Source organism: Cellulosimicrobium sp. E-16, from assembly GCF_049913115.1.
Taxonomy (GTDB): domain Bacteria; phylum Actinomycetota; class Actinomycetes; order Actinomycetales; family Cellulomonadaceae; genus Cellulosimicrobium.
This window is the reverse complement of the sequence record NZ_CP183974.1, coordinates 127,646-152,465: the sequence shown is the minus strand read 5'-3', so window position 1 is coordinate 152,465 and position 24,820 is coordinate 127,646. Positions and strand designations below refer to the sequence as shown.

General features: G+C 75.1%; 22 protein-coding genes. 8 read left to right on the top strand and 14 right to left on the bottom strand.

Annotated features, from left to right (window positions below):
- Positions 1–51 precede the first annotated feature (51 nt).
- Complete coding sequence (locus ACN9MS_RS00715) at positions 52–1,431, bottom strand: ABC transporter substrate-binding protein (protein WP_426310273.1); 1,380 nt, start codon at positions 1,429–1,431, stop codon at positions 52–54.
- Between the two features lie 278 nt (positions 1,432–1,709).
- On the opposite strand from ACN9MS_RS00715, the gene ACN9MS_RS00710 reads away from it, so the two are divergent.
- The 3 genes from ACN9MS_RS00710 (at position 1,710) to ACN9MS_RS00700 (ending at position 4,683) form a co-directional block, all read left to right on the top strand.
- On the top strand, positions 1,710–2,849 hold the full coding sequence (locus ACN9MS_RS00710; protein WP_426310272.1) for a LacI family DNA-binding transcriptional regulator: 1,140 nt from the start codon (positions 1,710–1,712) through the stop codon (positions 2,847–2,849).
- A gap of 76 nt (positions 2,850–2,925) precedes the next feature.
- On the top strand, positions 2,926–3,384 hold the full coding sequence (locus ACN9MS_RS00705; protein WP_426310271.1) for an SRPBCC domain-containing protein: 459 nt from the start codon (positions 2,926–2,928) through the stop codon (positions 3,382–3,384).
- A 123-nt stretch (positions 3,385–3,507) separates the two neighbouring features.
- Positions 3,508–4,683, top strand: coding sequence for a YihY/virulence factor BrkB family protein (locus ACN9MS_RS00700; protein ID WP_426310270.1), 1,176 nt, complete (start codon positions 3,508–3,510; stop codon positions 4,681–4,683).
- A 6-nt stretch (positions 4,684–4,689) separates the two neighbouring features.
- Here ACN9MS_RS00700 and ACN9MS_RS00695 read toward each other — a convergent pair whose 3' ends face one another.
- The 4 genes from ACN9MS_RS00695 to ACN9MS_RS00680 form a co-directional block, all read right to left on the bottom strand.
- Entirely contained in the window at positions 4,690–6,330 is a 1,641-nt protein-coding gene (locus ACN9MS_RS00695) for an MFS transporter (RefSeq protein ID WP_426310269.1), read from the bottom strand.
- Entirely contained in the window at positions 6,327–7,364 is a 1,038-nt protein-coding gene (glsA, locus tag ACN9MS_RS00690) for a glutaminase A (RefSeq protein WP_426310268.1), read from the bottom strand. The genes ACN9MS_RS00695 and glsA overlap by 4 nt, the downstream gene beginning before the upstream one ends.
- A 193-nt stretch (positions 7,365–7,557) precedes the next feature.
- Positions 7,558–8,532: a LacI family DNA-binding transcriptional regulator gene (locus ACN9MS_RS00685; RefSeq protein ID WP_426310267.1), complete on the bottom strand. Its 975-nt coding sequence runs from the start codon at positions 8,530–8,532 to the stop codon at positions 7,558–7,560.
- 137 nt (positions 8,533–8,669) lie between these two features.
- Positions 8,670–9,188 carry a VanZ family protein gene (locus ACN9MS_RS00680; protein ID WP_426310266.1) on the bottom strand — a complete coding sequence of 173 codons (519 nt, stop codon included), beginning with the start codon at positions 9,186–9,188 and terminating at the stop codon, positions 8,670–8,672.
- 70 nt (positions 9,189–9,258) lie between these two features.
- Here ACN9MS_RS00680 and ACN9MS_RS00675 point away from each other — a divergent pair, with 70 nt between their 5' ends.
- From ACN9MS_RS00675 to ACN9MS_RS00665, 3 genes are all read left to right on the top strand, one after another.
- Complete coding sequence (locus ACN9MS_RS00675) at positions 9,259–10,128, top strand: MBL fold metallo-hydrolase (protein ID WP_426310265.1); 870 nt, start codon at positions 9,259–9,261, stop codon at positions 10,126–10,128.
- A gap of 902 nt (positions 10,129–11,030) precedes the next feature.
- A complete protein-coding gene (locus ACN9MS_RS00670) occupies positions 11,031–12,296 on the top strand; it encodes an IS256 family transposase (RefSeq protein ID WP_155100305.1) in 1,266 nt (421 codons plus the stop codon).
- A gap of 69 nt (positions 12,297–12,365) precedes the next feature.
- Positions 12,366–12,746, top strand: a complete 381-nt coding sequence (locus tag ACN9MS_RS00665; protein ID WP_426310264.1) for a VOC family protein — start codon at positions 12,366–12,368, stop codon at positions 12,744–12,746.
- A gap of 13 nt (positions 12,747–12,759) precedes the next feature.
- Here ACN9MS_RS00665 and ACN9MS_RS00660 read toward each other — a convergent pair whose 3' ends face one another.
- The gene (locus ACN9MS_RS00660) at positions 12,760–13,425 is read right to left on the bottom strand and encodes a LysE/ArgO family amino acid transporter (protein ID WP_426310263.1); all 666 of its coding nucleotides are present in this window, start codon (positions 13,423–13,425) and stop codon (positions 12,760–12,762) included.
- A 52-nt stretch (positions 13,426–13,477) separates the two neighbouring features.
- On the opposite strand from ACN9MS_RS00660, the gene ACN9MS_RS00655 reads away from it, so the two are divergent.
- Together ACN9MS_RS00655 and ACN9MS_RS00650 are read left to right on the top strand one after the other, a co-directional pair.
- Positions 13,478–14,446, top strand: coding sequence for an ArgP/LysG family DNA-binding transcriptional regulator (locus tag ACN9MS_RS00655; RefSeq protein WP_426310262.1), 969 nt, complete (start codon positions 13,478–13,480; stop codon positions 14,444–14,446).
- 136 nt (positions 14,447–14,582) lie between these two features.
- A complete protein-coding gene (locus ACN9MS_RS00650) occupies positions 14,583–15,383 on the top strand; it encodes a thioesterase family protein (protein WP_426310261.1) in 801 nt (266 codons plus the stop codon).
- On the opposite strand, the gene ACN9MS_RS00645 is transcribed toward ACN9MS_RS00650, so the two are convergent.
- From ACN9MS_RS00645 to ACN9MS_RS00610, 8 genes are read right to left on the bottom strand one after another with little or no spacing between them, the layout of a single operon-like run.
- Positions 15,370–16,698 carry a condensation domain-containing protein gene (locus tag ACN9MS_RS00645; RefSeq protein ID WP_426310260.1) on the bottom strand — a complete coding sequence of 443 codons (1,329 nt, stop codon included), beginning with the start codon at positions 16,696–16,698 and terminating at the stop codon, positions 15,370–15,372. The two genes, ACN9MS_RS00650 and ACN9MS_RS00645, sit on opposite strands and share 14 nt — an antisense overlap.
- 5 nt (positions 16,699–16,703) lie before the next feature.
- Entirely contained in the window at positions 16,704–17,486 is a 783-nt protein-coding gene (locus tag ACN9MS_RS00640; protein ID WP_426310259.1) for a 4'-phosphopantetheinyl transferase family protein, read from the bottom strand.
- The gene (locus tag ACN9MS_RS00635; RefSeq protein WP_426310258.1) at positions 17,483–18,256 is read right to left on the bottom strand and encodes an HAD-IA family hydrolase; all 774 of its coding nucleotides are present in this window, start codon (positions 18,254–18,256) and stop codon (positions 17,483–17,485) included. The genes ACN9MS_RS00640 and ACN9MS_RS00635 overlap by 4 nt, the downstream gene beginning before the upstream one ends.
- Complete coding sequence (locus ACN9MS_RS00630; RefSeq protein ID WP_426310257.1) at positions 18,253–20,184, bottom strand: hypothetical protein; 1,932 nt, start codon at positions 20,182–20,184, stop codon at positions 18,253–18,255. Before ACN9MS_RS00630 ends, ACN9MS_RS00635 begins: the two co-directional genes overlap by 4 nt.
- Entirely contained in the window at positions 20,181–21,950 is a 1,770-nt protein-coding gene (locus tag ACN9MS_RS00625) for an MATE family efflux transporter (RefSeq protein WP_426310256.1), read from the bottom strand. Before ACN9MS_RS00625 ends, ACN9MS_RS00630 begins: the two co-directional genes overlap by 4 nt.
- Positions 21,934–23,091: an acyl-CoA dehydrogenase family protein gene (locus tag ACN9MS_RS00620; RefSeq protein ID WP_426310255.1), complete on the bottom strand. Its 1,158-nt coding sequence runs from the start codon at positions 23,089–23,091 to the stop codon at positions 21,934–21,936. The genes ACN9MS_RS00625 and ACN9MS_RS00620 overlap by 17 nt, the downstream gene beginning before the upstream one ends.
- Positions 23,088–23,876 carry an acyl-CoA dehydrogenase family protein gene (locus ACN9MS_RS00615; RefSeq protein ID WP_426310254.1) on the bottom strand — a complete coding sequence of 263 codons (789 nt, stop codon included), beginning with the start codon at positions 23,874–23,876 and terminating at the stop codon, positions 23,088–23,090. Before ACN9MS_RS00615 ends, ACN9MS_RS00620 begins: the two co-directional genes overlap by 4 nt.
- Positions 23,873–24,820, bottom strand: coding sequence for a hypothetical protein (locus ACN9MS_RS00610; RefSeq protein ID WP_426310253.1), 948 nt, complete (start codon positions 24,818–24,820; stop codon positions 23,873–23,875). Before ACN9MS_RS00610 ends, ACN9MS_RS00615 begins: the two co-directional genes overlap by 4 nt.

The following is a 24,820-nucleotide window of genomic DNA, read 5'->3' as shown; positions in this document are numbered from 1 at the left end:
CGCGGCAACCCCGGGTTCGGCGAGCGGCGCGAGAGCCGCGGAGCGGGGCGGTCAGCCCTGGGCGGCGTCGAGGAGCGCCTGGGCTTCCTCCTGCACCTGGGCGACGAGCGCGTCGATGTCCGCGTCCTCGTCGGTGAGCACGGCCTGGACGACCGGGTCGAGCAGCGCGTAGATCTCCTGCGTCGAGCGCGCGGGCTCGGGGACGACCGGCTGGTCGAAGATGTTCTCGGTGTACGAGCTCATCTGGTCCACGGGCACGTTGACGTACTCCGCGGTCCAGGCGCGCGACTCGAGGTAGGTCTGCTCGTCGAAGACCGGGAGCTCCGGGGCGCCGACCGGCTGGTCGTTCGCGACGGCGGTCTCCGCGTCGAGCTTCGCCGCCGCCTCGTCCGTGAGCTTCTCCATGTAGTAGAAGTCGATCCACTCGACGCCGGCCGCCTGCTCCTCGGGCGAGGCCTTCGCGCTCACCGCGGCGAGCGTGCCGCCGCCGAGGACGCCGCCGTCGCCGACCAGAGGGATGACCGTGAGCCCGTAGTCGTCCGGGTTCATCGCGTTCTGCGTGAAGAGGTTGCCGTAGTTGCCGCCTCCCGAGACGTACATCCCGATCTGGCCCGCGGCGAAGTCCTGGTTGATGCTGCCCCAGTCGTAGAGGAAGTTCGCGCCCATCGAGTCGTCCTCCCACCGCAGCGCGTGCAGGTACTCGAGCACCTCGGTGAGCTCCGGCGTGTCGATCGTCGACGTCGCGGTCTCGCCGTCGAACTCCTGGACCGAGCCGCCGAACGCGTTGGTGAGCGTCGTGAGGATCCAGCCTCCGGTGTTGCCCGACGTCATGGTCGCGTAGCCCGCGACGCCGGTGGCGTCCGCGATGGTCTTCGCGTCCTCGCGGACCTCCTCCCACGTGGTCGGCGGGTCGTCGGGGTCGAGCCCGGCCTGCTCGAACAGCGTGCGGTTGTAGTGCAGGCCCTGGCTGTAGGCGGCGATGGGCACGGCCCACATCGAGCCGTCGGCGGCCTGACCGGCCTGCGCGACGTTCGGGTTGAAGTCCTCCGCGTACGGGAGCTCGGCGACGAGGTCGCTGATGTCGGCGAGCTGTTCGCGCTCGATGAGGCCGCGGCCGTCGGTGAACGGGATGGTGAAGACGTCGGGGAGCGTGCCGCCGGCGAGCTCCGTCGCGAACGTCGTGCCCTCCCACGTGTACTCGCGCGCCGTGACGGTGATGTCCGGGTGCTCGTCCTCGAACTGGGCGACGCGCTCGTCGAACTTGGCGCGTGCCGCCTCGTCGAGGCCGGCGTCGATCGACACCTCGATCTCGACCGCCCCGCCGCTCGTGGCGTCGCCGCCCTCCGCCTGCTCGCCGGAGCTGCACGCGGTCAGGGTGAGGACAAGGGCGCCGGTGAGCGCGACCGCGCCCGCCGTGGTTGCTGACTTCATCGTCTCTCCTCGCTGAGGACTCCGGGCCATGATGCCCGCGTCTGCTGGGTGTCGGGACCGCGCTGCCCCTCGGTTCCGCCGGATCGTCCCGTCGGCTGCCGTCCCCACCGTGAGCAGTGCAGGTTTAGCGCTATACGTTTAACGCTAAACGCGTCTAGGATCGTGCGTCAAGCAGCAGAAGGGTCACGAGTTGGTCACGACGGCCGGTCGTGGTCGCGACTACCGTCGACCCCGGGCCGGACCAGGGCCCTCACCCGACCGAAGGAGCCGCGCCGAGGATGGCCCGCGTCACGCTCAAGGACATCGCCCGCGAGGCGGGCGTGTCCGTCATGACCGTCTCCAACGTGGTGAACGGCAACCTCGGCCGCGTCTCCCCTGCCACCGCGCGCGAGGTCGAGCGCATCGTCGCCGCGCGGGGGTACGTGCCGAACGGCCCGGCGCAGAGCCTCGCCGCGCGCCGCACCCGCCTCGTCGGGCTCCTGCTGCCCGACCGCGCCGACGGCGGCAGCCTGCTCGGCAGCCCGCACGACGTCGCCGTCGCCGGAGCCGTCGAGGCGCGCCTGCGCGAGCGCGACCACCACCTCATGCTGCGCGGGGTCACGCACCACCGCGACGTGCTCGACTCCGTGCAGCGCTGGAACCTCGACGGGATCGTCGTCATGGGGTTCACCGACGACGAGCTCGCGGCGCTCGACCTGCCGCGGGGCGTGCCCGCCGTCGTCGTCGACACCTACGTGGACGCGCCCGGCGCCGCGACCGTGCGCGCCGACGACTTCGAGGGCGGCCGCCTCGCGGGCGAGCACCTGCGCGCCCTGGGTCACCGCGAGGTCGTGCTGTGCGGGCCCGTGGGCACCACCAGCCAGGTCGTCCGCGAGCGCCTCGCGGGCTTCCGCGTGGGGCTCGGGCTCGATCCGGCCGACGCGGCGGAACCGGACGCGACCGACCGTCGCACCCCGGCGGCCGGAGCGGCGCTGGACGTGGTCCCGGGCGAGGCGCAGGACGGCGTCGTGCTGCACGTCGTGCCGGCGAACACGACGTACGACGACGGCCTCGACGCCGCCGCACGCGTCGCGGCCGAGCATCCCGGCGCGACGGCGGTGTTCGCCACGGCGGACGTCCTCGCCGCGGGGATCTCGCGCGGGCTGGCGCAGGCCGGGGTCCGTGTGCCGGACGCGGTGTCGGTCGTCGGGTTCGACGACGCCGAGATCGCGCGGTACGTCGACCCGCCGCTCACGACGGTCGCGCAGGACACCGCGCGCAAGGGACGCACGGCGGCCGACCTGCTCCTCGACGCGCTGGACGACGGCGCGTCGCGACCCAGACGCTCGGAGCCCGAGCCGAGCGGCGAGGGGCCGACCGGCGTCACGCGCATCGACGTCGCGCTGGTCGAGCGACGGTCGACCGCAGCCGCACCGTAGCCCCGGTCGTCGCCCCGGTTGCCGGCTCCCGGCATCGGGGTCACGGTCGAGGGGACGTACCCGTCGGGAGGACCCCATGGCCGCCGTGACCGCACCGCTCGTCAAGACCCTCGACGTCCCCGCCCCGCCGGAGCACGCGTTCGCCGTCTTCGTCGACGAGCTCGCGACGTGGTGGCCGCTCGGCGCGTTCTCCGTGGGCGGCGAGACCTCGACCGCCGCGTTCGAGCGCGACGCGGACGGCCGGGCCGCGCGACTCGTCGAGACGCTCGCCGACGGCACGTCCGCCGACTGGGGCCGCGTCACGCGCTGGGACCCTCCGCACGCCGTCGCCTTCACCTGGCACCCCGGGGAGCGCGCCGACGCCGCGACGGACGTCGAGGTGACGTTCTCACCCGCCGGGGAGGGGACCGACGTCGTGCTCACGCACTCCGGCTGGTCCGCCCGGCACGACGGCGCCGGGGCCCGTGCGCGGTACGACGACGGCTGGGACCTGGTCCTCGCTCCGTTCGCCGAGCGTGCGGGCGCGTCGCGCTGACCGGCCCCGGCTTGCGGGCGGAGCTGACCGCCCCGAGCGTGGTGAGGGTCCGGGACGGGCCGCGAGGCCGGTCCGCCGACGCGAGCGTCGTGCGCCGAGGCGACGCCCACCGAGGAGGCCGCCATGACCGAGAGCAGCAGGGGACGACGCGCGTCCGAGACCGCGGCGGACGCCGAGGCCAGGCCTGCCCCTGACGCCGAGCGCAAGCCCGACTCCCCCACCGACCTGCACAAGCCGTCGTGGGGGTTCGCGCTCAAGGGTGCGGTGCGCGAGTTCATGGACGACCAGTGCACCGACCTCGCCGCGGCCCTCACGTACTACGCCGTGCTCGCCTCCGCGCCCGCGCTCCTGGCGCTCGTCTCCCTGCTGGGCCTCGTGGGCGACGGGGAGAAGGCCGTCGACTCGGTGCTCACGAGCGTCGAGGGCGTCGTCCCACAGACGACGCTGGACATGATCGAGCCGCTCGTCGAGCAGGCCGCGAACACCGACAAGGCCGGGTTCGCGCTCGTCATCGGTGTCGTGCTGGCGCTGTGGTCCGCGTCGGGGTACGTCGGCGCGTTCGCGCGGTCGATGAACCGCATCTATGAGGTCGAGGAGGGGCGCCCCATCTGGAAGCTGCGCCCCGTGATGCTCGGCGTCACGGTGATCACCGTGATCCTCGCGGGCCTGGTCGTCGCGAGCCTCGTGCTCTCCGGACCGATCGCGCGCCAGGTGGGCGAGCTCGTCGGCCTCGGCGACACCGCGATCGCCGTCTGGCAGGTCGCGAAGTGGCCCGTCGCGCTCCTGCTCGTGGTGATCCTCGTCGCGCTGCTCTACCACCTCACGCCCAACGTCAAGCAACCGAGGTTCCGCTGGATCAGCCCGGGTGCGATCCTCGCGATCCTCGTCTGGATCCTCGCGTCGGCGGCCTTCGGGCTGTACCTCGGCAGCGGGTTCAGCAGCTACGGCGCGACCTACGGCACGCTCGCCGGCGTCATCGTCTTCCTGCTGTGGCTCTGGCTCACGAACCTCGCGCTGCTGCTCGGGGCGGAGCTCGACGCCGAGGTCGAGCGCAGCCGGGAGCTCCAGGGCGGGCTCGAGGCCGAGGAGCGCCTCCAGCTCCCGCCGCGGGACACGCGCGCGAGCGACAAGAAGGCGGCCAAGCGCGAGGAGGCCGTCGAGCAGGCGCGCGCGCTGCGCCAGAGCGGCGGGCGCTCCGCCGACGCCGACACCCGGGACGACGGCCCCGGCCGGGACACCGAGCGTGGGTCCGGCCGACCCGACGGCGAGCACGGCGACGCCGGCCACCGCGAGGCGTAGGCAGGGCTACCGGGCAGGCGCGGGGTCCGGGATCTCGTCGGGCCGGTAGCGCGGCAGGCGGCTCGCGGGGAGGATCGCCGTGGCGCTGACCCCGGCGAGGATGAGGAGCCCGATCCGCAGCGTGCCGAGGCGCGCCTCCTCGTTGAGCGCGACGGCCGCGTCCACCTGGGCGGGCGTGGCGTCGGTGCCCGCGAGGACCGTGCGCAGGTCGTCGTTGCTCACGAAGTTGACGGTGTCCAGGTCGACCTGGGCGACGAGCGACGGCGGCAGCGCGGGGTGCTCGACGACGGCGCGCCCGACGCTGAACGACAGGATCGTCACGAGCAGCGCGCCCGCGAGCGCGGTGCCGACCGCCGACGCGAGGTTCTGCGTCGTGCCGCGGATCGAGCCGACGTCGCCCGCGAGGGTCTTGGGCGCCGCGGTGACCAGCACGTTGAACACCAGCGTCACCAGGGCGCCCTGGCCGATCCCGAAGACGACGAGACCGAGGATCGTGGGCAGCGTCTCCCAGTTGTTGGTGACGACGAGCGACAGCCAGAGCAGCGCGACGGTGGTCAGCGTGAAGCCGAAGACCCCGATCGTGCGCGGCGGGTAGCGCCGGTAGAAGCGCACGACGAGCGTCGCGGTGACGAACACGGTGAGGTTGAACGGCATCATCGCGAGCGCCGTGTCGAACGGGGTGCGGCCCTGCACGATCTGGATGTAGAGCGGGACGGTGAAGTTCAGCGCCGCCTCGAGCGCGACCACGACGAACATCGCGTACACCGCCGCCCGCTCGCTCGGGCGCGCGAGGACGGACAGGTCGACGAGCGGCACCTTGCCGGCGGCGGTCCGGCGCCGCGTCCACCAGAAGAACGTCTGCCCGAGCACGACGCCGAGCAGCACGAGCAGGGGCGCGGGCGAGACCCCGACGAGGTCGAACGGCGCCCCCGGCGACGCGAAGAACAGGCCCCAGGCGTTGAGGTTGTTGAAGCCGAGGGTGAGCGCGACGACCGCCGCGCCGATGAGGACCGCTGCCACGAGGTCGATCCGGATGCCGGGGTCGCCGGCGTCGGAGCGCAGCCGGAAGCTGAGGACGAAGACGGCGACGGCGAGCGCCAGGACGATCGCGAAGGTGGGCCGCCAGCCGATGAGCGTCCCGAGCGCGCCGCCGATGAAGAACGCGCTCATGCCCGAGACCGCGCGGGCCGAGCCCAGCGAGCCGATCGCCGTCGCCTGCTGGGGTCCGCGGTAGTTCTCCGCGATGAGGGCGACGAGCGCGGGGACGATGATCGCGGCCGAGGCACCGGCGACGGCCTGGCCCGTGATGGCCCACGCGACGGTCGGCGAGAGGATCATGAGCAGCGCCGACCCGGCGAACGTCGCGACGACGACGCGGAAGATCGACACCCAGCCGATCCGCTGCCCGAGCTTCGCCCCGGTCATGACGAGCGCGGCGACGGCGAGGCCGTAGACGACGATCGTCGTGCTCGCGACCGTCGGCGGGACGCCGAAGTCCTCCACCATGCCGCCCAGCGACACCGGCAGGGCGGCGACGTTGAAGGACATGAGGACCTGCGCGAGGAACAGGCCGACCATCGGCACCCACGACCGGCGGTCCTCGGTCGCCGGTACGGCGGTGGCATCGACGGCGTCTCGGGTGCTCACGAGGCCGGGTCCCTTCTCTCGGTCGGGCGGGTGGGCGTCACGGGGACCTGGGCGGACGACGCGAACAGGTTGAGGCCGAGGGTCCGCGAGAGGTACGCGGTCGCGCGCTGCCCGCGCACGCTGTTACCGGCCGGGTCGAGGGGCGGGGAGTACGTGCCGATCGCCCCCTTGCCGGGCGCGACGGCCACGATCCCTCCTGCCACGCCGGACTTGGCAGGAAGGCCGATCTCGAACAACCACTCCCCCGAGCGCTCGTACATCCCGGTCGAGGCGAGCACCGCGAGCGTGTCCCGGCACACCTGCGCCGAGACGACACGCTCGCCCGTGACCGGGTTGACCCCGCCGTCCGCGAGCGTCGCCCCCATGACCGCGAGGTCGCGCGCGCTCACGCGCAGCGCGCACTGCCGGGTGTAGACGTCGACGACCTCGAGCGGGTCCACCTCGATGCGCCCGTAGCTCTCCAGGAGCCGCGCGATCGCCTTGTTGCGCATGTTCGTCGCGGACTCCGAGCGGTACACCTCGCCGTCGAGCTCGAGCGACCGACCGGCGAACCGTGACAGCCCGGTGCGCACGTTCTCCCACTGCTCGGCGAAGGACGCGCCGGGCACGAGGGCGGTCGTGGCGAGCGCGCCCGCGTTGACCATGGGGTTGCGCGGGTGCCCGTCGTGGAGCTCGACCGCCATCACGGAGTTGAAGGGGAGGCCCGTGCTGTCCACACCGACCCGTTCGAGCACGCCCTCGTGCCCGTAGGCCTCGCACACGAGCGCATAGACGAACGCCTTGGAGATCGACTGGACGGAGAACTCGACGTCGGCGTCGCCCACGGCGTGGACCGCGCCGCCCGACTCGGCGACGCACACGCCGAACAGCGACCGGTCGGCCTCCGCGAGGACGGGGATGTAGTCGGCGACCGCGCCGTCGTCGTTCCCGCGGTAGCGCTCGTGCGCCGCGCGGACGTGCTCCTCGACGCGGTCCCAGCCCGGGAGCGACCCGGTCGCGACCTCCTGCTCGACGCCGTCGACGTCCAGACCCATCCCGTCCCCTCCGTCCGGATCGTCCGAGACGACCACGCGCGATGCTGCCACGTCCCCCCGCGGGGCGCAGGACGAGGCGGACGCAGGCGGACCGTGTCCGCGCGGCGCCGGTGCGGGTCCAACCGTCCGTCCCGGACCGCGGCCCGGGGCGCGGGTGGCGGGTGGCGGCCGGTCGCGCGAGCCCGCCCGTGCCTCAGGCGCTCGTGCGGCGGACGACGACGGACGGGAACGTGCGCTCGTCGTCGCGCCGACGGCGGTCGAGCAGTGCGGCCGTCGCCGCAGCCGCGATCCGCTCCACGGGGTGGGTCGCGGTGGTCAGGCCGGGACCGGCCTGCTCCGCGAAGGGCTGGTCGTCGAACCCGGTGACGGCGACGTCGTCGGGCACGCGGACGCCGTCCTCCGCGAGGGCCCGCATCGCTCCGACGGCGAGCGTGTCGCTCATCGCGACGAGCGCGTCCACGCCGGGCCAGCGCCGGCGCGCCTCGCGGGCCGCCTCCGCGCCCGCGAGGGCCGTGAGGTCGGCGGCCACGACGCGGCGCGGGACGCCGGCGGCGCGCACGACCGCGTCGTACGCCTCGACGGCCCGCTGCGCGCCGGGGAGCCAGCCCGGCCCGGTGAGCATGACGACGTCGCGCCGCCCGTCGGCGAGCACGTGCTCGACGAGGGCGGCGATCCCGGCCGCGGCGTCGACGTCGTACGAGGGCACGCGGCCGTCGGCGGGACCGATCGCCGCGACGCGGGAGAGCAGCGTGCGCGGGACGCTCGCGAGCACCTCGGCCGAGTAGTCGACGAGGAGCACGCCGCCCACGCCCGGGTCGCGCGCGAGCCGGGCCAGCTCGTCGCGCGGGTCGCGCCCGAGCCAGCGCAGCGCCACGCCGACGCCCTGGGTGTCGGCCGCGCGGCTGGCCGCCGCGACGACGCGCGCGACGTAGGGGTCGCCCAGCAGTTCGGCCGACGGCGACCCCACCGCGACCACGACGCGCTCGCCGCGCCCGCTCGCGAGCGACCGCGCCCCGGGGTGCGGCACGTACCCGAGCTCCTCGACGGCGGCGAGGACGGCGCGGCGCGCCGCGTCGGACACGGGACCCGTGCCCCGCACGACGCGCGAGGCCGTGGACCGCGAGACGCGGGCCGCCGCGGCGACGTCGTCGAGCGTGGTGGGCGGCATGGCGATCTCCTGGGCGAGTCCTGTCGGCGGTGACGGGCGGCGCCCGGAGCACCACGCTAACCCGCGGAGGGCGGATCGTGGAAGCGTTCCCACACCCGTGTCGACGCGCGGGTCGTCGCCGAACCCGGGATCGCTCCTCAGGACCGCCGCACGGTGGGGACCGAGCCCGGGTTCGTCGCGCGTCCTCGGCGGGCCGCTAGCCGCAGAGCCACTACGGCGAGGCCCGCGCCGAGCAGCGCGCCGATCGAGTTGGAGAGCCAGTCGTTCGTGTCGCACGACCGACCGAGCGCCGGGGCCAGCGCCTGGACCACCTCGATGAGCGCGGAGGCGGCGATTCCGCCGAGGAGCGCGACGAGCGGCCTGCCCAGCGCGACCGCGGCGAGCAGCACCGGCGGCACGAACAGCACGACGTTCGCCAGAAGCTCGACGCGTCCCGGCGTCGGCAGCGACCAGCTCACGGTGCAGACGGCGAAGAGCTCGCGGTCGACGGGCACGAGCGTCAGCAGGAGCACGGGCAGCAGGGAGACGCCGAACAGCACCCACGCGAGCGGGCGGCGGCCGGCCAGCCACGCGCCCACGAGGGGGCCCGCGACGACGAGGACGAGGAGGGCGAGCGGCGACAGCCAGGGGTGCGCGACGAGGAGCGTGGAGATCATGGGGGCGCCAGTCTCGCAGGTCGAGGGGTTCGGGTGACGCGTGTCGGCGGGTGACGGTAGACCTGTGCCCATGACGACGACGCCGTCCCCCGAGCCCCTCGCGCCCGACGCCGCTGCCTCCCTCGAGGAATGGTGGATCTGCCGCACGTGCGCGGTCGAGCACGCCGAACGACCCGGCGTGTGCGCCATCTGCGCCGACGAGCGCCAGTGGGTCCCCGCGAGCGGGCAGGCGTGGACCACGCTCGCCGAGCTCGCCGCGGCAGGCGAGCGCCTCGTGCTGGAAGAGCTCGAGCCCGACCTGTTCGGCCTGACGAGCGAGCCGAGCGTCGGCATCGGGCAGCAGGCCAAGATCGTGCGCACCCCCGCGGGCAACCTGCTCTGGGACCCGCCCGGCTACGTCGACGACGACGCCGTCGCCCGGGTGCGCGCGCTCGGCCCGGTCGTCGCGATCGCGGCGAGCCACCCGCACATGTTCGGCGTCCAGGTCGCGTGGAGCCGCGCTCTCGGTGGCGTACCCGTGCTCGTCGCCGAGGCCGACGCGCACTGGGTCGCGCGCCCCGACCCGGTCATCGAGACCTGGACCGGCGAGCGCGAGGTGCTGCCCGGCGTCGTCCTGTCACAGCCGGGCGGCCACTTCCCCGGCAGCGCCGTCGTGCACTGGGCGGCCGGCGCCGAGGGCCGGGGGGTGCTGCTGTCCGGCGACACGATCTTCGCGAACCCCGACCGCACGTCCGTGAGCTTCATGCGGTCCTACCCCAACCGCATCCCGCTGTCCGCCGCCGTCGTGCTGCGCGTCGCCGAGCGCGTCGCGCGCCGCCCGTTCGAGCGGCTCTACAACAACTTCGAGGGCGTGATCCCGGCCGACGCACGCGGAGTCGTGCTCCGCTCCGCGGAGCGTCACGCCGCCTGGGTGCGCGGCGACTTCGACCACCTCACCTGACCGGTCGCTCGCCCCGAACGGGGCACCGACTCTCGACTCTAGGCGGGACCACGGAGAACGGACGGAGGACCTGGTCGTCAAGCGATAGACGAGGCGCTTTGACATAAGGCATCTTATCGGCGTTGCGTTTCTCGCTGGTCGGAAGGGGTTTCTCAGCCCTCAGCCCGGAGGTCAAGTTCGTCCTCGACGATCGCCTTGAAGTCGGCAGCGGACGGCGACGCGCCGCAGGTATGAGAGTTTCAGTTCCCCGGGGTGTTCGATCGTGGAGTTTGCGACAGGCAAACCGCAAAGACGCAACCCAAACACGTCGTCACGACCCAGCGAATCGGACCATCCAAGCCCAATAGGTTCGAAACCCCAACCATAAAGAAGGCAAGCCCCGCCAAGGCCAACCTAGCCATATATTCCCAGTATGTCTTGGGTCTCACCGTTTACCTCCTCGCACCTGACCCTCGATTGATGATGGGCCGGGTGTGCTTGCCGCCGTTCGGACCAAATAGCCTACTTGTGAACCACCTAGGCTGGACCCATCTACCCATCTGCCGGGCGCCCAGCCACTTTCCAACCCCTCCGGGAATCGCCCCAAAGGCCGCCGCCTGCAGGTATCCGCTCCGTGTTCTGCTCTTCTTCGGGGTTCCGACATGATATGCAGCAACCCCGGAGGCGGCACCGATCGCCGCCGACATAATAATGCCACTCGCACCCGCGCAGACGCCAGCAGTTGCAACCGCGCAAGCGCCAGCAGCTACCACCCCAACGATGATGATGCCCGCTTGTGCGTACGTTCTCCAGTTATTGCGGAAATGGGTACCAACGGCTCTCCCAAGCTGGGTCTGTCTGATTAACGGTGGGTGGGTCTCGGCCTGACACGCCGAGCACAGGCTTGGCGGGAAGTAGGCAGGATGACCGAGATCATCGAGCCCGTGACGCTCGACGGGGACGAGAAGCAGGCGCTGGCGCAGCAGCTGGTGGCGCAGGCGAAGGCGGCGGGGATCGATCTGGTCGGCCCGGACGGGCTGTTGACCGGCCTGACGAAGCAGGTCTTGGAGACCGCGCTGGACGAGGAGCTGACCGAGCATCTGGGCTACCCGCCCGGTGAGCGTGCCGCCAAGACCGGGTCGAACGAGCGCAACGGCACCCGGTCCAAGACGGTCCTGACGGAGATCGGTCCGGTGGAGCTCGACGTGCCTCGCGACCGTGACGGGTCGTTCGAGCCGACGATCGTTCGCAAGCGGCAGCGGCGCCTGAACGGTGTCGACGAGCTGGTGCTGTCCCTCACCGCACGGGGGCTCACGACCGGGGAGATCAGCGCGCACTTCGCCGAGGTCTACGGTGCCAGCGTTTCCAAGGACACCGTCTCGCGGATCACTGACAAGGTCGTCGCCGAGATGGCCGAATGGCAGACCCGGCCGCTGGACGAGGTCTACCCCGTGATCTTCATCGACGCCCTCGTGGTCAAGGTTCGCGACGGGCAGGTCACGAACAAGCCGTTCTACGTCGTCATCGGTGTCACGACCCGCGGGGAACGCGACATCCTCGGGATCTGGGCCGGCGACGGCGGGGAGGGCGCGAAGTTCTGGCTGAACGTGCTCACCGAGATCAAGAACCGCGGCGTGGGCGACGTGTGCATCGCGGTCTGCGACGGTCTCAAGGGCTTGCCGGACGCGATCACGACCGTGTGGGAGCTGGCGCAGGTGCAGACCTGCGTGATCCACCTGATCCGCAACACGTTCCGCTACGCCGCCCGACAGGACTGGGACAAGATGGCCCGCGACCTCAAGCCGATCTACACAGCCGTGAACGCCGAGCAGGCCGAGGTCCGGATGGACGAGTTCGCAGACGAGTGGGTCGGCAAGTATCCGGCCGCGGTCAAGCTGTGGCGGTCCGCATGGGGCGAGTTCATCCCGTTCTTGGACTACGACGTGGAGATCCGCAAGATCATCTGCACGACGAACGCGATCGAGTCGTTGAACGCCCGCTACCGGCGCGCGGTCCGCGCCCGTGGGCACTTCCCGAACGATGCCGCAGCGCTGAAGTGTCTCTACCTCGTGACCCGGTCCCTGGACCCGACCGGCCGCGGTCGGGCACGATGGGTCATCCGGTGGAAGGCCGCGCTGAACGCGTTCGCGATCACCTTCGAGGGGCGCATCAACCCCTCGAGCAACTAAGGAACGCCGTGGCCCGCCCACCGTTCATCGGACACTCCCTCTGTGGGTGGCCCGCGCGACGATGACCGCATGAGCAGCCACGTGCACGGCGTCCACCACTCGATCGACTACGTCGAGCTCCCCGTGACCGACCTTGTGGCGGCGCAGGCGTTCTACGGTGCGGCCTTCGGCTGGGAGTTCGTCCCCTACGGCCCCGGGTACGCGGGGATCCGCACGGCCGCGGAGTCGGGTGGGGACGGGGCGGGCGGTCTGCGCCTCGCGGAGGCGGGCGACGTGTCGCGCGGCGGTCCGTTCGTCCTGCTGTTCTCCGCGGACCTCGACGCGACGCTCGCCGCCGTGCAGGGCGCGGGCGGCCAGGTGGCGGAGGGACCGTACGAGTTCCCCGGCGGCCGACGGTTCCACTTCCTCGACCCGAGCGGCAACGAGCTGGGGGTCTGGGCGACGTCCTGAGGACGACGCCGCGTCAGCCGTCGAGCAGGAGCGACACCCCGATCGTCGCCATGACGACGGCGATCGCGCCGTCGAGCACGCGCCACGCGCCGGGGCGGGCGAACACGGGCGCGAGCAGGCGTGCTCCGAAGCCGAGCGCGGTGAACCACAGGACGCTCGCGACCATCGCGCCCGCCCCGAAGAGCCACCGCACGGCGTCGGGGTCGCCCGCTGCCCCGCCGTGCGCGGCGGCGTAGCCCGCCGCGAGCGACCCGAGGAGCAGCACCGTGTCGAGGTAGACGTGCGGGTTGAGCCACGTGAGGGCGAGCGACGTCCCGACTGCGGAGCGGGCGCTCGTCGCGCCGGCACCCGAGGCCGGGTCGAGCCCACCGGGCCGCAGGGCGCGCCGGGCGGCGAGGGCCGCGAGCGTGAGGAGGAACGCGGCGCCGCCCCAGCGCACCGCGGTGAGCAGCGCGGGCGCGCCGGTCACGAGCGCGCCGAGCCCGGCCGTCCCGGCGGCGATGAGGACGAGGTCAGAGAGCGCGCAGACGAGCACGACGGGCAGGACGTGCTCGCGGCGCAGTCCCTGGCGCAGCACGAACGCGTTCTGCGCCCCGATCGCGACGATGAGGGACAGCCCGGCGGCGAGACCGGCGGCGGCGGGCGAGAGAGCGGCGAGCACGCCCTCGACGGTAGGCACCGGGCAGTGTGAAGTACAGCGAAAGATCCTGCACTTCCCTAAGATCTGCTTCATGGTGGACCTCCAGCCCGACCAGCTCCGCACGCTCGCCGCGATCGCCGCCGCCGGGACGTTCGAGGCCGCCGCGCACCGGCTCGGGGTCACCCCGTCCGCCGTGAGCCAGCGCGTGCGCGCGCTCGAGTCAGCCGTGGGCCAGGTGCTCGTACGACGCGGGAAGCCCGCCGAGCTCACGCCCCCGGGCCAGGTGCTCGTCCGGCACGCGTGCCACCTCGCGCTCCAGCAGGCGGACGTGCTCGCGGAGCTGGGGATCGGGGCCATGGAACGGCCCGCGGGCGACCCGGCCGCGGACGACGACGGCGCGGCGCCACTCCCGGAGATCACGCTCGTCGTCTCCGGCGACGCGATGACCACGTGGGCACTGCCGGCCCTCGTGGAGGCGTCGGGGTGGGCCCGGCTCGAGGTGCTGCGCGAGGACGAGGAGCACTCCATCGGGCTGCTGCGCGACGGGACGGCGGTCGCGGCGGTGACCTCGGTCGCCGAGGCCGTCCCGGGCTGCCGCTCGACCCTGCTCGGCCAGATGCGCTACCGCCCCATGGCGAGCCCCGCGTTCGTGGCGCGCTGGTTCCCGGACGGCCCGACCCTCGCCGCGCTCTCGCGCGCACCCGTCCTCGCGTTCGACCGCAAGGACGACCTCCAGGAGCGCTACCTGCGGCTGCGCGCGCAGGGTGCGGCGGGGACAGGAGCGGGGACAGCGACGGGGACAGTGATCGACCCGCCCCGCCACCTCGTCCCCGCGTCCAACGAGTTCCGCCGCGCGATCGAGCTCGGCATGGGCTGGGGCATGCTCCCCGACCTCCAGAGCGCCCGGGCCGAGCGCGCGGGGCGCCTCGTGGGCTTCGACGACGCCCGGGCCGTGGACGTGCCGCAGCACTGGCAGCAGTGGCGCCTGCACTCGACGTCGCTCGACCGCCTCGCGTCCGCCGTCTCGCGGGCGGCCCGCGCGGCGCTCGGCTCCCCCTGACTCGCCTCGGTCACGGACCACGGGCCACAGGCCACGGACGGGGCGCAGCGACGACCGTGACCCCCGGGATCGGGCACACTCGTGCTCGTCCCGCTCGTCCCCCGGACGGGCGACCACCCACCACCCGAGGGGCACGATGGCGTACTTCGTCCGTACCGGCGCGGCCACGTTCCGCGCGACCACGCACGTCGGCGGGGCGTGGCGCACCGACGAGCAGCACGTCGCGCCCGCGCTCGGCCTGCTCGCGCACGTCGTCGAGACCGACCGCGTCGCCCGCGGGCGCGACGACCTCGCGGTGTCGCGCCTCTCCTACGACATCTGGGGCGTCTTCCCGATCGGCGACGTGGAGACGCGGGTCCAGGTGCTCCGCCCCGGGCGAGGCGTGGAGCTCGTCGAGGCGACGCTCTGGTGCGCGGGCCGCTGCGCCGTCTCGCTCCGGGCGTGGCTCGCGCGGACGAGTGACACCTCCGACCTCGCCGGCGGTGCGCCGGCACCCGTGCCCGGCCCGGACCGGACGCCGCCTTGGGACCCCGCGACCGTCTGGCCCGGCGGCTTCATCGACTCCATCGAGGTCCGCCGCACCGCGGTCGAGCCGGGACGTGCGACGGTCTGGGTGCGCACCGACGTCCCGCTCGTCGCCGACGAGGAGGTCGGGCCGCTCGCGCGCACCGCAGGCCTGCTCGACGCCGCCAACGGCATGGCCGTGCGCGCGGACCCGCGGGAGGTCGCGTTCCCCAACGTCGACCTCACCGCCCACCTGTTCCGGGCCCCGCTGGGCGGCTGGGTCGGCCTCGACACCACCGTCGTGTTCGGGGCGTCTGGCACGGGCGTCACGCACGCGACGCTGCACGACGAGGACGGACCGTTCGGGGCGCTCGCCCAGTCCCTCGTCGTCCGCTCGCTGGCCGCTAACGCGGGCGCACCTACCGGCGCGTGACCTCCCCGCCGGGGCTCCCCGCGCGCGACGCGTCGAGCACGCAGAGCTCGAGGTCCCGGACGACCTGCTCCGCCGTCGCGTCGTCCAGGCGCGTCGTGTCGGCGGTGAGGACGACGTCGATGCCCCCGCCCGGGGCGTCGACGAGGTGCAGCGTGAGGGTGACGCCGCCCTGCTCGTCGGACGCGTCGGCGCGTGCGAGCCGGCGTGACCGCGAGGGGCGGGCGCGCAGCGTCCGGTCGGGACCGGTGCCGCGGCGGTCGTTGTACCAGCAGGTGCCGTCGTGGGCGGTCGACGGGTCGGCCGCGGCCTCCGCCTGGAGCCGGTCCTTGTCGTAGTACGCCGACCGGTACGCCGTCATCGCCGCGCGCCAGACCCGCGTGCCCACCTCGTCGAACGGCGCGTCGAGGCCGTCCACGTGCACGAGGCCCTCCATGGCCGTCGTGACGACGGCCTCGGCGAGCTCCCGGCGGAAGCGGTTGCTCACCATGACCTGGAGCGCGAGGTCGTCACGGCCCGCGGAGAGGGCGAGCGCCCGGCACGACGCCGCGAGCAGCACGCCGGACGTGCTCGTCCGCCAGCGGGCGGCCACGCGCTCGGCCGCCGGCCCCAGACGTCGCGAGCGCAGGACCGTCTGCCGGTACCGCGGCCCGCCGTCGGGCGCCTCGGCGGGGCGCGGCGCGAAGACCTGCGCCGGGGCGGCGCGCATGGTGCGCAGGGTGCGTGCGCGCGCTGCGGCGTCGTGCCGTCGTCCCTCGTCCGACGTCTGCCAGGCCGCCTCGTCGAGCGGCGTCCACGCCCCGCGGTCCGGCAGCGGGCCGCCCGCGGCGAGGGCCGTGAGGTCGCCGTCGAGGACGGGGAGCCCCCAGCCGTCGAGCGCGGTGTGCGCGACGACGAGCGTCGTGTGGTGCACCGCGCCGTCCACCGTCACGAGGCCGGCCCGCACGGGCAGCTCGGTCGGGTAGTCGAACGCGCGGCCCCAGAGCTCGTCGCGGAGCCGCGCGCCGCACGCCGCGACCTCGCCGACGTCGGCGACCCGCTCCTCGACGACCTCGACCTCCCCCACACCGCAGAGCTCCTGGACGAACCCGTCGTCGCGCGGGTGGATCCGCGTCCGCAGCGAGTCGTGCTGCTCGACGAGCGCACGCACGACGGCGGTCGCGGCCTCGGTCGGCACCGCCGCGTCGAGCGGGCCGCCCCACACGAGGTTGAACTGGTGGTCCAGCGGCTCCAGCGCGGCGAGCGCGCGCCGGATCGCCGTCTGGCCCCACGTCGCGGGCGCCTCGCCAGCGCGCCCGCCGACCTCGAGATGGTGCACGACCCTCACCGCGCACCTCCCGCACCGCACCGCGCCGTGGGCGACGGCGGCTCCGCGTCCCAGACCCGGGTGCGGAGCGCGTGCGGCCGCGGCCCCGGCGTCGCGCAGGCCGCGACGGCGCCGACGGGCGCAGCCACGTCGCTCACCCACCACTCCTGACCGCGCCACGGGCCGACGTCGGCCCGCACGATCCCGGTCGCCCGGACGTCGAGCCCGAGCACGTCGAGCAGCCGCCCCCCGACCGCCTTGGCGCAGGCCTCCAGCCGCGAGAACCGCCGCCACAGGTCCCCGTCCGCGTCCGACCGCGCGTCCCGCGGGGCGAGGAACCGCGCGGCGAGGCGGTGGACGTCCACGCGCGGGTCGCGCACCTGCACGTCGACGCCCACGTCCGTCTGGGCGAGCGCGACGAGCGCGTGGTCGCCGCTGCGGCTGAGGTTCCACCGCTGCCCGACGACGGGACCCGGCTTCCCGTGCGTCCCCACCTCCCAGCGCACGTCCGCGGGCGGCAGGCCCGTGCGCGCCGCGAGGATCTCGCGCGCGGCGACGTGGGCGCGCACGTACCTGGCGGCGTCCGCCGGCGAGGCGAAGCGGCGGGCACGATCGTGCTCCGCCGCGTCCAGCACCTCGGCACCGGGCTCGTCCGCGCCGAGCGCGACACCGGTCTCCGTCCTCGACGACTCGGCGTCCGGCAGGGCGCCCACGGCGACCCTCGGGTCGTGGTCGGCGGGTGCCGGGGTCGTGTCGACGAACCACAGCTCGACCTCGGGCTCCGGATCGACCGCGCTCATGCGACGAACTCCGGCAGGCCGTCGTCGAGCCCGTCGAGCTGCCCTGCCGGCAGGAGCTCGACCGGGACCTCGACAGCACCCGCGTCCCGCGCGGTCACCACGACCTCCACCTGGCCGTCGACCGCACGGGCGACGACCGGGCGCAGGTCCGCGACGCCGTGGTGCGCTCCCGGGACGTCGTCCGGGCCGACGGCGAGCACGGTCGCCGTCGCGCCCCGGCCCGCAGCGACCCCCGCGGCGGAATCCTCCAGGACGAGGCACCGCCGCGGGTCGACACCGAGCAGCAGCGCCCCCGCGAGGAAACCCTCCGGGTCGGGCTTGCCGCGCGCCACGTCCTCCGCGCACACGAACCGCGCCGGCACGGGCAGGTCGGCGGCCGTCAGGCGCGCGAGCGCGACCTCGCGCGCCGCTGAGGTCACCACCGTCCAGGCCCGCGGGTCCAGACCGTCCAGCAGTTCTGCGGCACCCGGCACGGCCACGACGCCCTCGGTGTCGTCGCACGAGATGCGGTGCAGCCACTCGACCTCGCGCGCGACGTCGGCGCCCGGCGCGACGAGGCGGACCACCTCGACGTCGCGACGGCCGTGCGACGCCGTGACCACGGCGTCGCCCTCGAGCCCGAGCCGGGCCGCCCACGCGAGCGTGTGCCGCTCGATCGCGGCGGACGAGTCGACGAGCGTCCCGTCGAGATCGAGCAGCAGGGCCGCGCCGCGCCATACCCACGCACCCGTCGACGCGTGGACCGACGGGCCGGTCGGGGTCGCGTTCACAGCAGCGTCTCCGCCCGCGCGAGCCGCGCCTCCGCGTAGACGTCCGCGTACCGCTGCGCAAGCCCGGGCGTGTGCTGCAGCCCCAGCGCGGCCGGGCTCGGCCGGCCGGGCGCGTCCCCGACCGCGCGCGTCACGACCGGGAGCACGTGCGCGGTGCCGGAGCCCGCGAGCGCCACCAGGAGGTCCGCCGCGGTGAGGTCCCGAGCGTCGACGCGACCCGTCGTCGCGCGGTGCGACTCGCCCGTCGTCGCGCGCGGGGGTGCGGCCGCCGTCCTGCGCGACGCCCACAGTCCGCGCGAGACGTGACGGCCGCCGGGCTCGACGCCAAGGAGCCCCCGCGGCTCGACCTGCTCGCACGCGAGGATCTCGACCACGGCCCGGCGGCTCTGCCCGGCGGCTGCCTCGGGTGCGTCATTCGCGTCGGCCCCGGCGGCCCGGTGCTCGGCGGCGCCGTCGAGCTCGACCTGCGCGGTGAGGCGGCGCACCGCGCCCTCGGCGCGCGCACCGCACGCCGGGCAGTCGTGCACGACGACGCGCACCGGCACCGCGGGTCCCGCCGCCCGGCACACGACCTCGGCGTCGCGCTCCCCGAGGACCCGCGCGGCGGCGAGCGCGACCCGTTCGAGGCCGACACGGGCCGCACCGTCGCCCACCCGAACCCCGACGACCGGTGCCGAACCCGGGGTTGTGGGCGACCCCGTCGTCGAGCCCGCCCGTAACCCCGGGTTCGGCGCGGTGCGGGTCGACGTCTCGCCCGCAGTCAGCGCGTCGAGGCCGAACGCTACGAGCTCGTCGACCACGTACTCCGGGCGGTCGGCGGGGAGGAGGCCGGAGAGCACCCACGTCCGGACGGCGGCGGCGCGGTGCGCCGGGGCGTCGGGGCCGGCGGGCGGGGGCCAGGCCGTGCGGGCGACGTCGTGACCCAGCAGCCAGCACGCCGCGCCGAGCTCGCCGAGCGCGTCGCGCGAGACGTGGCCGAGCTCCGGGGACGCACCCGCGACGAGCACTGTCACGTCGTGCGCGACGGCTTCCGGGTCGACGCCGAGCCACCACGACCACGCGTCCCAACCCCAGCCGAACGGGTGCTCGAGCGGTTCGCCGACGCCGGGGCGGAGCACGCGCAGCGTGCAGCGCGACCGTTCGAGCGTGACCGCGACCGGCCGCGCGGTGGCGGGCGAGCGGGTCGGCTCGTGGTCGAGGCCGGGCCGGTCCCACGCGTCCGGGTCGACGGCGTCGCCCGCCGGGACCGTCGCGTGCCGGGCCCCGTGCGCGTCGTTGCCCGCGAGGCTCGGGCCGTCGCCGTGCTCCAGCAGGTGCGGCAGCGTCGCGACGACCGGGTAGCCCTCGCGCGCGCAGAACGTCACGACGGCCTCGTCGTCGTCCCGCTCGTCGTCGGGCAGGGCCGCGAGATGGGCGGCGAGGCGCAGCGCGCCGTCCGCGGGGAGGACGAGGCCGAGCGTGGGCACCCACTCGTCGTGGCCGAGCGGCGCCCACGCCTGCCCGGCGGCGGCCGCCGCGCGCACGAGGTAGGCGTTGCGCGGGCTGTTCCAGTTCGAGTAGAGCGCGACGGCGTGCCGGTCCCGGGCGCGCACGGCCCGCAGGACCAGGTCGGCGAACCCCGGGACGGGCGTCACGTCGTCCTGCAGCACGAGGTGGTGCGTCGCGCCCGGCGCGACGGCGGCCCAGGCGCGCTTCGCGGTGCGCAGCGGGCTGGGCGGGCCGTCGGGGTCGGGGTCCTCGACGACCCGCACGTCGAGCGGCGCGCACGCCGCGACCAGGTCCGAGACGTCGCCCCGCGCCGGGTGGTGCATGACGACGACGCTGAGCACGGGCTCGGGGGCGCCCGAGCCCGGACCGGCCGCCGCACGCGGGACCGCGCCCGCTCCCGGTACGTCCTGGACCGGCGGCGTCGTCCCCCGCGCGGTCACGGCGCGGCCTCCACGGCCGAACCGGCCGTCTCGGCCGTCTCGGCCGGCGCGTCGGTGGCCCGCCGCCGGACGAGGCGCACCGCGACGGGGAGCATGACGACCAGCCCGACGACGTTCGCCACGGCGATCGTCGTGTACAGCGCGGTGGGGCCCCCGCCGGCGCGCGCGAGGATGCCGCCGACGCCGAGCGAGACGGCGTGGTAGAGCACGTTGAGCGTCACGGCGACGCGCCCGTACCCGAGCTGCTCGAGCAGGGTCAGGAGGAAGAGCACGAGCCCGACGCCCGCGTACGACGGCCCGACCACGCGCAGGTAGAGCGCCGCCTGCGCGGCGACGTCCGGGTCCGCGGAGAGCTGGCCCGCGACGACCGGCGCGGTCAGCAGGACGAGCGCCCCCACCGCCACGTACACGCCCGCGACGACGACCGTGCCCGCGCGCAGCGTGCGCGGCAGCAGGCCGAGCTCCCCAGCGCCCCACTGCTGGTTCATGACGATGCTCACCGCTGCGGCGAGCCCGATCGCCGGCACGATCACGAGCGTCTGGACCGTCGCGGCGCCGCCGAACCCCGCGACGACGTCCGTGCCCGACGGCCCGAGGACCCACACCATGACGAGGTTCGTCACGGTGAGCAGGAGGTAGGACAGGCCGACCGGCAGGCCGACGCCGAGGAGCAGCCCGCGCACGTCGACCCGCTCGACCACGACACCCTCGGGAGGAACGTCCGACGTCGTCGGCTCGGCGGCCGGCGGGACGGAGAGCGGGTCGGACGGCGCAGCACCCGCCGGGGCAGACGGTGCCGCGACCGGGGGCGTCGTGGAGGACGGAGGCGGCGGGGCGGGCGTGGTCCACGAGCCCGCGGGGAGCGCGCGGAGCACCCGTCGCCACGCCGCGGCGAGCCGCTGCGGCGCGGGGTGGTGACGCAGCGCGAGCAGGCGCCGCAGCCCGGGGACGTGACCCGGCCGCGGAAGGAGCCGGGCCCGCACGAGGAGCGCCCAGGCGACGGCCGCGCCGACGAGCGTGGAGCCCGTGATCGCGACCGGGACCGCGAGCACGCCGAACCCGGCCAGGAGCCCGACGAGCCACACGACGAGCACCTGGAGCCCCGCCACGAGCAGGGCCACCGTCGCGGACGCGCCCGTGCGCGCCCATCCGCGCAGCGCGGCGGCCGCGACCGCCGTCGGGACCGACAGCACGCTCGCGACCACGGTCCAGCGCGCGAACGCGACGAACTCCGCGACGAGCGGCCCGGGCACGGACAGCACGCCGGCGAGCGCCGGCGCGGCGAGGACCACGAGCAGCGCGACCCCGCCGAGCACCGCCGTACCGCCGCCCACGAACCGCCCCAGCAGCGCCGTGGTGGCCGACGTCGGGACGCCGGTCGCGCCGTCGTCGTCCCCTGCACCGTCCCCGGTGTCGTCGCCCGAGACCCGAGCGCGAGAGCCGTGCAGGCGCGCGAAGCCGACCTGCGTCGAGACGTCGAGGCCCTCCTGGACCGCGAGCACGAGGAACGTCACAGGGATGAAGAGCGACCGGACGTAGAGCGCGTCGTCGCCCATGTGCCCCAGCAGCGCCGCGATGACGAGCTGCGCGAGCGCCCCCACGACGAGCGCCGCGCAGATCGGGGCGGCGAGGCGCACGACGCGGCGGCGCAGCGCCCGGACCGTCGGCCCCGCGACCGGTGGCGGCGGCACGGGCGGCGGCGCCTCCGGTCGCGGCGAGGCGGTCGCGACCGGGGTCGCGGCCGCCTCCCTAGACGAGCTCGGCATGCCGTGCCCTGCCCTGCAACCAGCCCTGCGCGAGGGTGAGCCGCTGGACGGTCCGCGTGCCCTCCATCATCTCCAGGCCGGGCACGTCGCGGACCAGCTTGTCGAGGTACGGGTGCTCCCACCGCGTGCCGGGGCCGAGCAGCGCGGGCACCGCGTGCGTGACCTCCTCCGCGAGGTCGAGCGCGGTGGCCTTGGCCGCCGCCGGCAGCGTCCCGTCCGCCGGGTCCGCGTCGGCGGCGCGTGCGGCCTGGTGCACGAGGGCGCGCGCGGCGTGGAGCCGGTCGTCGAAGGTCTCCAGGCGCCACCGCTCGTCGGCGGTGAACGACGACCGCTCGGCGCGCACGTAGTCGAGCGCCGCCTGCGTGACGCCCACCCCGAGCGACGCGACGACGGGTCGCAGCCGGTTGAAGGTGCGCACGGCCCCGAGGAGGCCGCGGCGCGACGGCGACAGGTGCCGCCCGAGCGTGTCCTGCGCCAGCAGGGGCACGTCGCGCAGCCGCACCTCGCCGAGCTGCACCGCGCGCATCCCGTTCGTCACGAGCGGCGCGGCGTCGAACCCCGGGCGGTCGGTGTCGACGAGGTGCACGCCGACGCCCAGCGGGCCCGGGCGGTGCCGCGCGAACACGACGCCCAGGCTCGCGCGCGCGACGTTGCCCACGTACTTCTTGTGCCCCCGCAGCACGGGAGCGCCGTCGGCCTCGACGACCGCCGTCTCCAGCGCCGCGGCGTCCGAGCCGCGCTCGGGCTCGGTGAGGCCGAAGAACGTCCACGTGGCCGGCTGCGCCACGCGACGGTAGAAGCGGTCGCGCTGCTCCTCGTCCGCGAGGTCGTCCACGACGACCCCGGACATGGACGGCCCGGGCGCCCCGACGACGACGGACGCGTCGCCCCACGCGAGCGCCTCGGCGACGACGACGCGCTCCACGCACGTGCGCACGTGCACCGGCACGCCCCGCACGCGCAGCGGGTCGTCGAGGTAGCCCGGCGGGAACCCGCCGAGCTGTCGGTACGGGAGGGCGCCGGAGTCCAGGAGCACCTGGAGCGCGGCGGGGTCGGCGTCGATCGCGAGGGCGTGCTCGCGGAGCGCCGCGCCGACGGGCCGCAGGTGGTCGCGCAGCGCGACGAGGTCGACGGTGGTCATGCGTCCTGCCCCTCCCGGCCGTGGTGTGTCTCGGAGCCGCGACCCGGCAGCGTCCCGCTCGCGTGGCCGAGCAGGTCGATCGTGCGCGCGAGCCGCGCGGCGTCGCCGTCGACGTACCCCGACGCGCCGAAGAGGTTGTGGACGGCGCGCGACGAGCGGTCGAGGACCGCGGTGACGCGCGCGAGCGAGGTCCCGGAGACCACGGGGCGTCGATCCGGCGACCCGGCAGCCGGGGCCTCGTCCCGCGAGGCGACCCCGCCCAGGAGCGCCTGCGCCTCGAGGTGGGCGAGCGCCGCGTCGGCGAGGACGAGGCGGACGGGCGGCAGGTTCACCGTCGTCGTGCCGCCGACCGTCCGGCCGCGCAGCCGCTCGACGGCCCGGTCGGTCAGACGCTCGCACAACCCGGTCCGGACCCAGGCGACCCCGACGCGCCAGGCGGCGTCGGCCGCGCTGGTCGCGACGCCCGCGTCGGCGGCGGGTGCGGCAGCTCCGGGTGCCTCGGCGGCACGGGGCGCGCGCCACACGAGCAGCGTGCCGACGTCCGACGCCACCTCGCCGACCCGCGCCCACCCGTCCGGCGGCGGGACGTCGTCGGGCAGCAGGACGCACTCGCCCGGCAGCGCCGCGACGGGCAGCAGGCGCCCGAGCGCGGTGAGCGCCGCGACCGCGCCGAGCTCGCGCGCGACGGCGCGGAGGTCGGCGGGGCCGTCCACGCGGACCTCCTCGTCCTCAGGCAGCACCCCGCCGGCCGCGACGGGGGCGGGGGCGACGACGTCCGTGCTCATGCGAGCACCGCCTCTCGGGACAGGTCGTCGGCGTCCGGGGAGGTCGCCGCGACAGCGCGTGGGCCGAGGACGAGCGAGCAGCGGTAGCCCAGCTCGAGGCACCGCTCGTGCAGGACGACCGGCGCGTCCGGGACGTCGTCGCACGCGGCCAGGACCTCCCAGACGCCCGTCGCCGCCGCGCCCGGGTCGGCGTGCAGGACGACGTCGCCGTCGACGTCGGGCACCTCGCCCGGGTCGACGTCGACGCCGAGGACGATCCGGCGGGCGTCGTCCGGGACGGGCCCCCACCAGGCCACGGCTCCGCTCGCGTGCACCCCGTCCGGCCGGGGGCCGCGGGGCGCGCGCGCGACCGACAGCGACTCGACCGGCCGTCCTGCGCCGTCGTGCCCGACGACGAGCGCGACGACGCGGTCGCGCGCGGGGACGCGTGTCGACGTCGGGGGCAGCGTGCACTGCTCCAGGACGAGGACGAGGGCGTCGCCCCCGAGCCCGACACCCTGCGGGCCGCCGTGAGCGAGCTCCTCGTGCGCGAGCCGGAGCGCGGTGAACGGTCCGGCCAGCCCCTGCTCGGTCACGCAGAACGTGTACGGCCGGTCGTCGAACAGGTCGGCGACGAACCCGCCGAGCAGGCGCTCGTGCTGGAGGTCGGGGGTCGTGACGACGAGGACGACGAGGCGCACGTGGTCGAGCAGGCCGCGCTCCGCGAGCGCGGAGCGCGCCGCGCGGATCATCGTCGGGTAGTCCCGGCCCGGGCCGGTCTCCAGCCAGTCGGTCGGCTGGTCCTCCCCGTACACGTACCGCAGGTCCTCGGCGACCGACCGGCGCGTGCCGTCCCCGACGGGGACGAGGTCGTCGACCGGGACGTCCACGACGCCCCGCACCCGCAGGACGGCTCCGCCGGGCTCTGCCCAGGACGCCGCCCTGCTCCCGCCCCCGACCGTCAC

Bases quoted from the DNA above. Each gene is read 5' to 3' on its own strand.
- ACN9MS_RS00675 (WP_426310265.1), top strand. From the start codon at position 9,259: ATGACGACGACGCCGTCCCCCGAGCCCCTCGCGCCCGACGCCGCTGCC.
- ACN9MS_RS00625 (WP_426310256.1), bottom strand. From the start codon at position 21,950: ATGCCGAGCTCGTCTAGGGAGGCGGCCGCGACCCCGGTCGCGACCGCC.
- ACN9MS_RS00620 (WP_426310255.1), bottom strand. From the start codon at position 23,091: ATGACCACCGTCGACCTCGTCGCGCTGCGCGACCACCTGCGGCCCGTC.
- ACN9MS_RS00710 (WP_426310272.1), top strand. From the start codon at position 1,710: ATGGCCCGCGTCACGCTCAAGGACATCGCCCGCGAGGCGGGCGTGTCC.
- ACN9MS_RS00705 (WP_426310271.1), top strand. From the start codon at position 2,926: ATGGCCGCCGTGACCGCACCGCTCGTCAAGACCCTCGACGTCCCCGCC.
- glsA (WP_426310268.1), bottom strand. From the start codon at position 7,364: ATGGGTCTGGACGTCGACGGCGTCGAGCAGGAGGTCGCGACCGGGTCG.
- ACN9MS_RS00685 (WP_426310267.1), bottom strand. From the start codon at position 8,532: ATGCCGCCCACCACGCTCGACGACGTCGCCGCGGCGGCCCGCGTCTCG.
- ACN9MS_RS00670 (WP_155100305.1), top strand. From the start codon at position 11,031: ATGACCGAGATCATCGAGCCCGTGACGCTCGACGGGGACGAGAAGCAG.
- ACN9MS_RS00640 (WP_426310259.1), bottom strand. From the start codon at position 17,486: ATGAGCGCGGTCGATCCGGAGCCCGAGGTCGAGCTGTGGTTCGTCGAC.
- ACN9MS_RS00655 (WP_426310262.1), top strand. From the start codon at position 13,478: ATGGTGGACCTCCAGCCCGACCAGCTCCGCACGCTCGCCGCGATCGCC.
- ACN9MS_RS00680 (WP_426310266.1), bottom strand. From the start codon at position 9,188: ATGATCTCCACGCTCCTCGTCGCGCACCCCTGGCTGTCGCCGCTCGCC.
- ACN9MS_RS00700 (WP_426310270.1), top strand. From the start codon at position 3,508: ATGACCGAGAGCAGCAGGGGACGACGCGCGTCCGAGACCGCGGCGGAC.
- ACN9MS_RS00715 (WP_426310273.1), bottom strand. From the start codon at position 1,431: ATGAAGTCAGCAACCACGGCGGGCGCGGTCGCGCTCACCGGCGCCCTT.
- ACN9MS_RS00615 (WP_426310254.1), bottom strand. From the start codon at position 23,876: ATGAGCACGGACGTCGTCGCCCCCGCCCCCGTCGCGGCCGGCGGGGTG.
- ACN9MS_RS00650 (WP_426310261.1), top strand. From the start codon at position 14,583: ATGGCGTACTTCGTCCGTACCGGCGCGGCCACGTTCCGCGCGACCACG.
- ACN9MS_RS00665 (WP_426310264.1), top strand. From the start codon at position 12,366: ATGAGCAGCCACGTGCACGGCGTCCACCACTCGATCGACTACGTCGAG.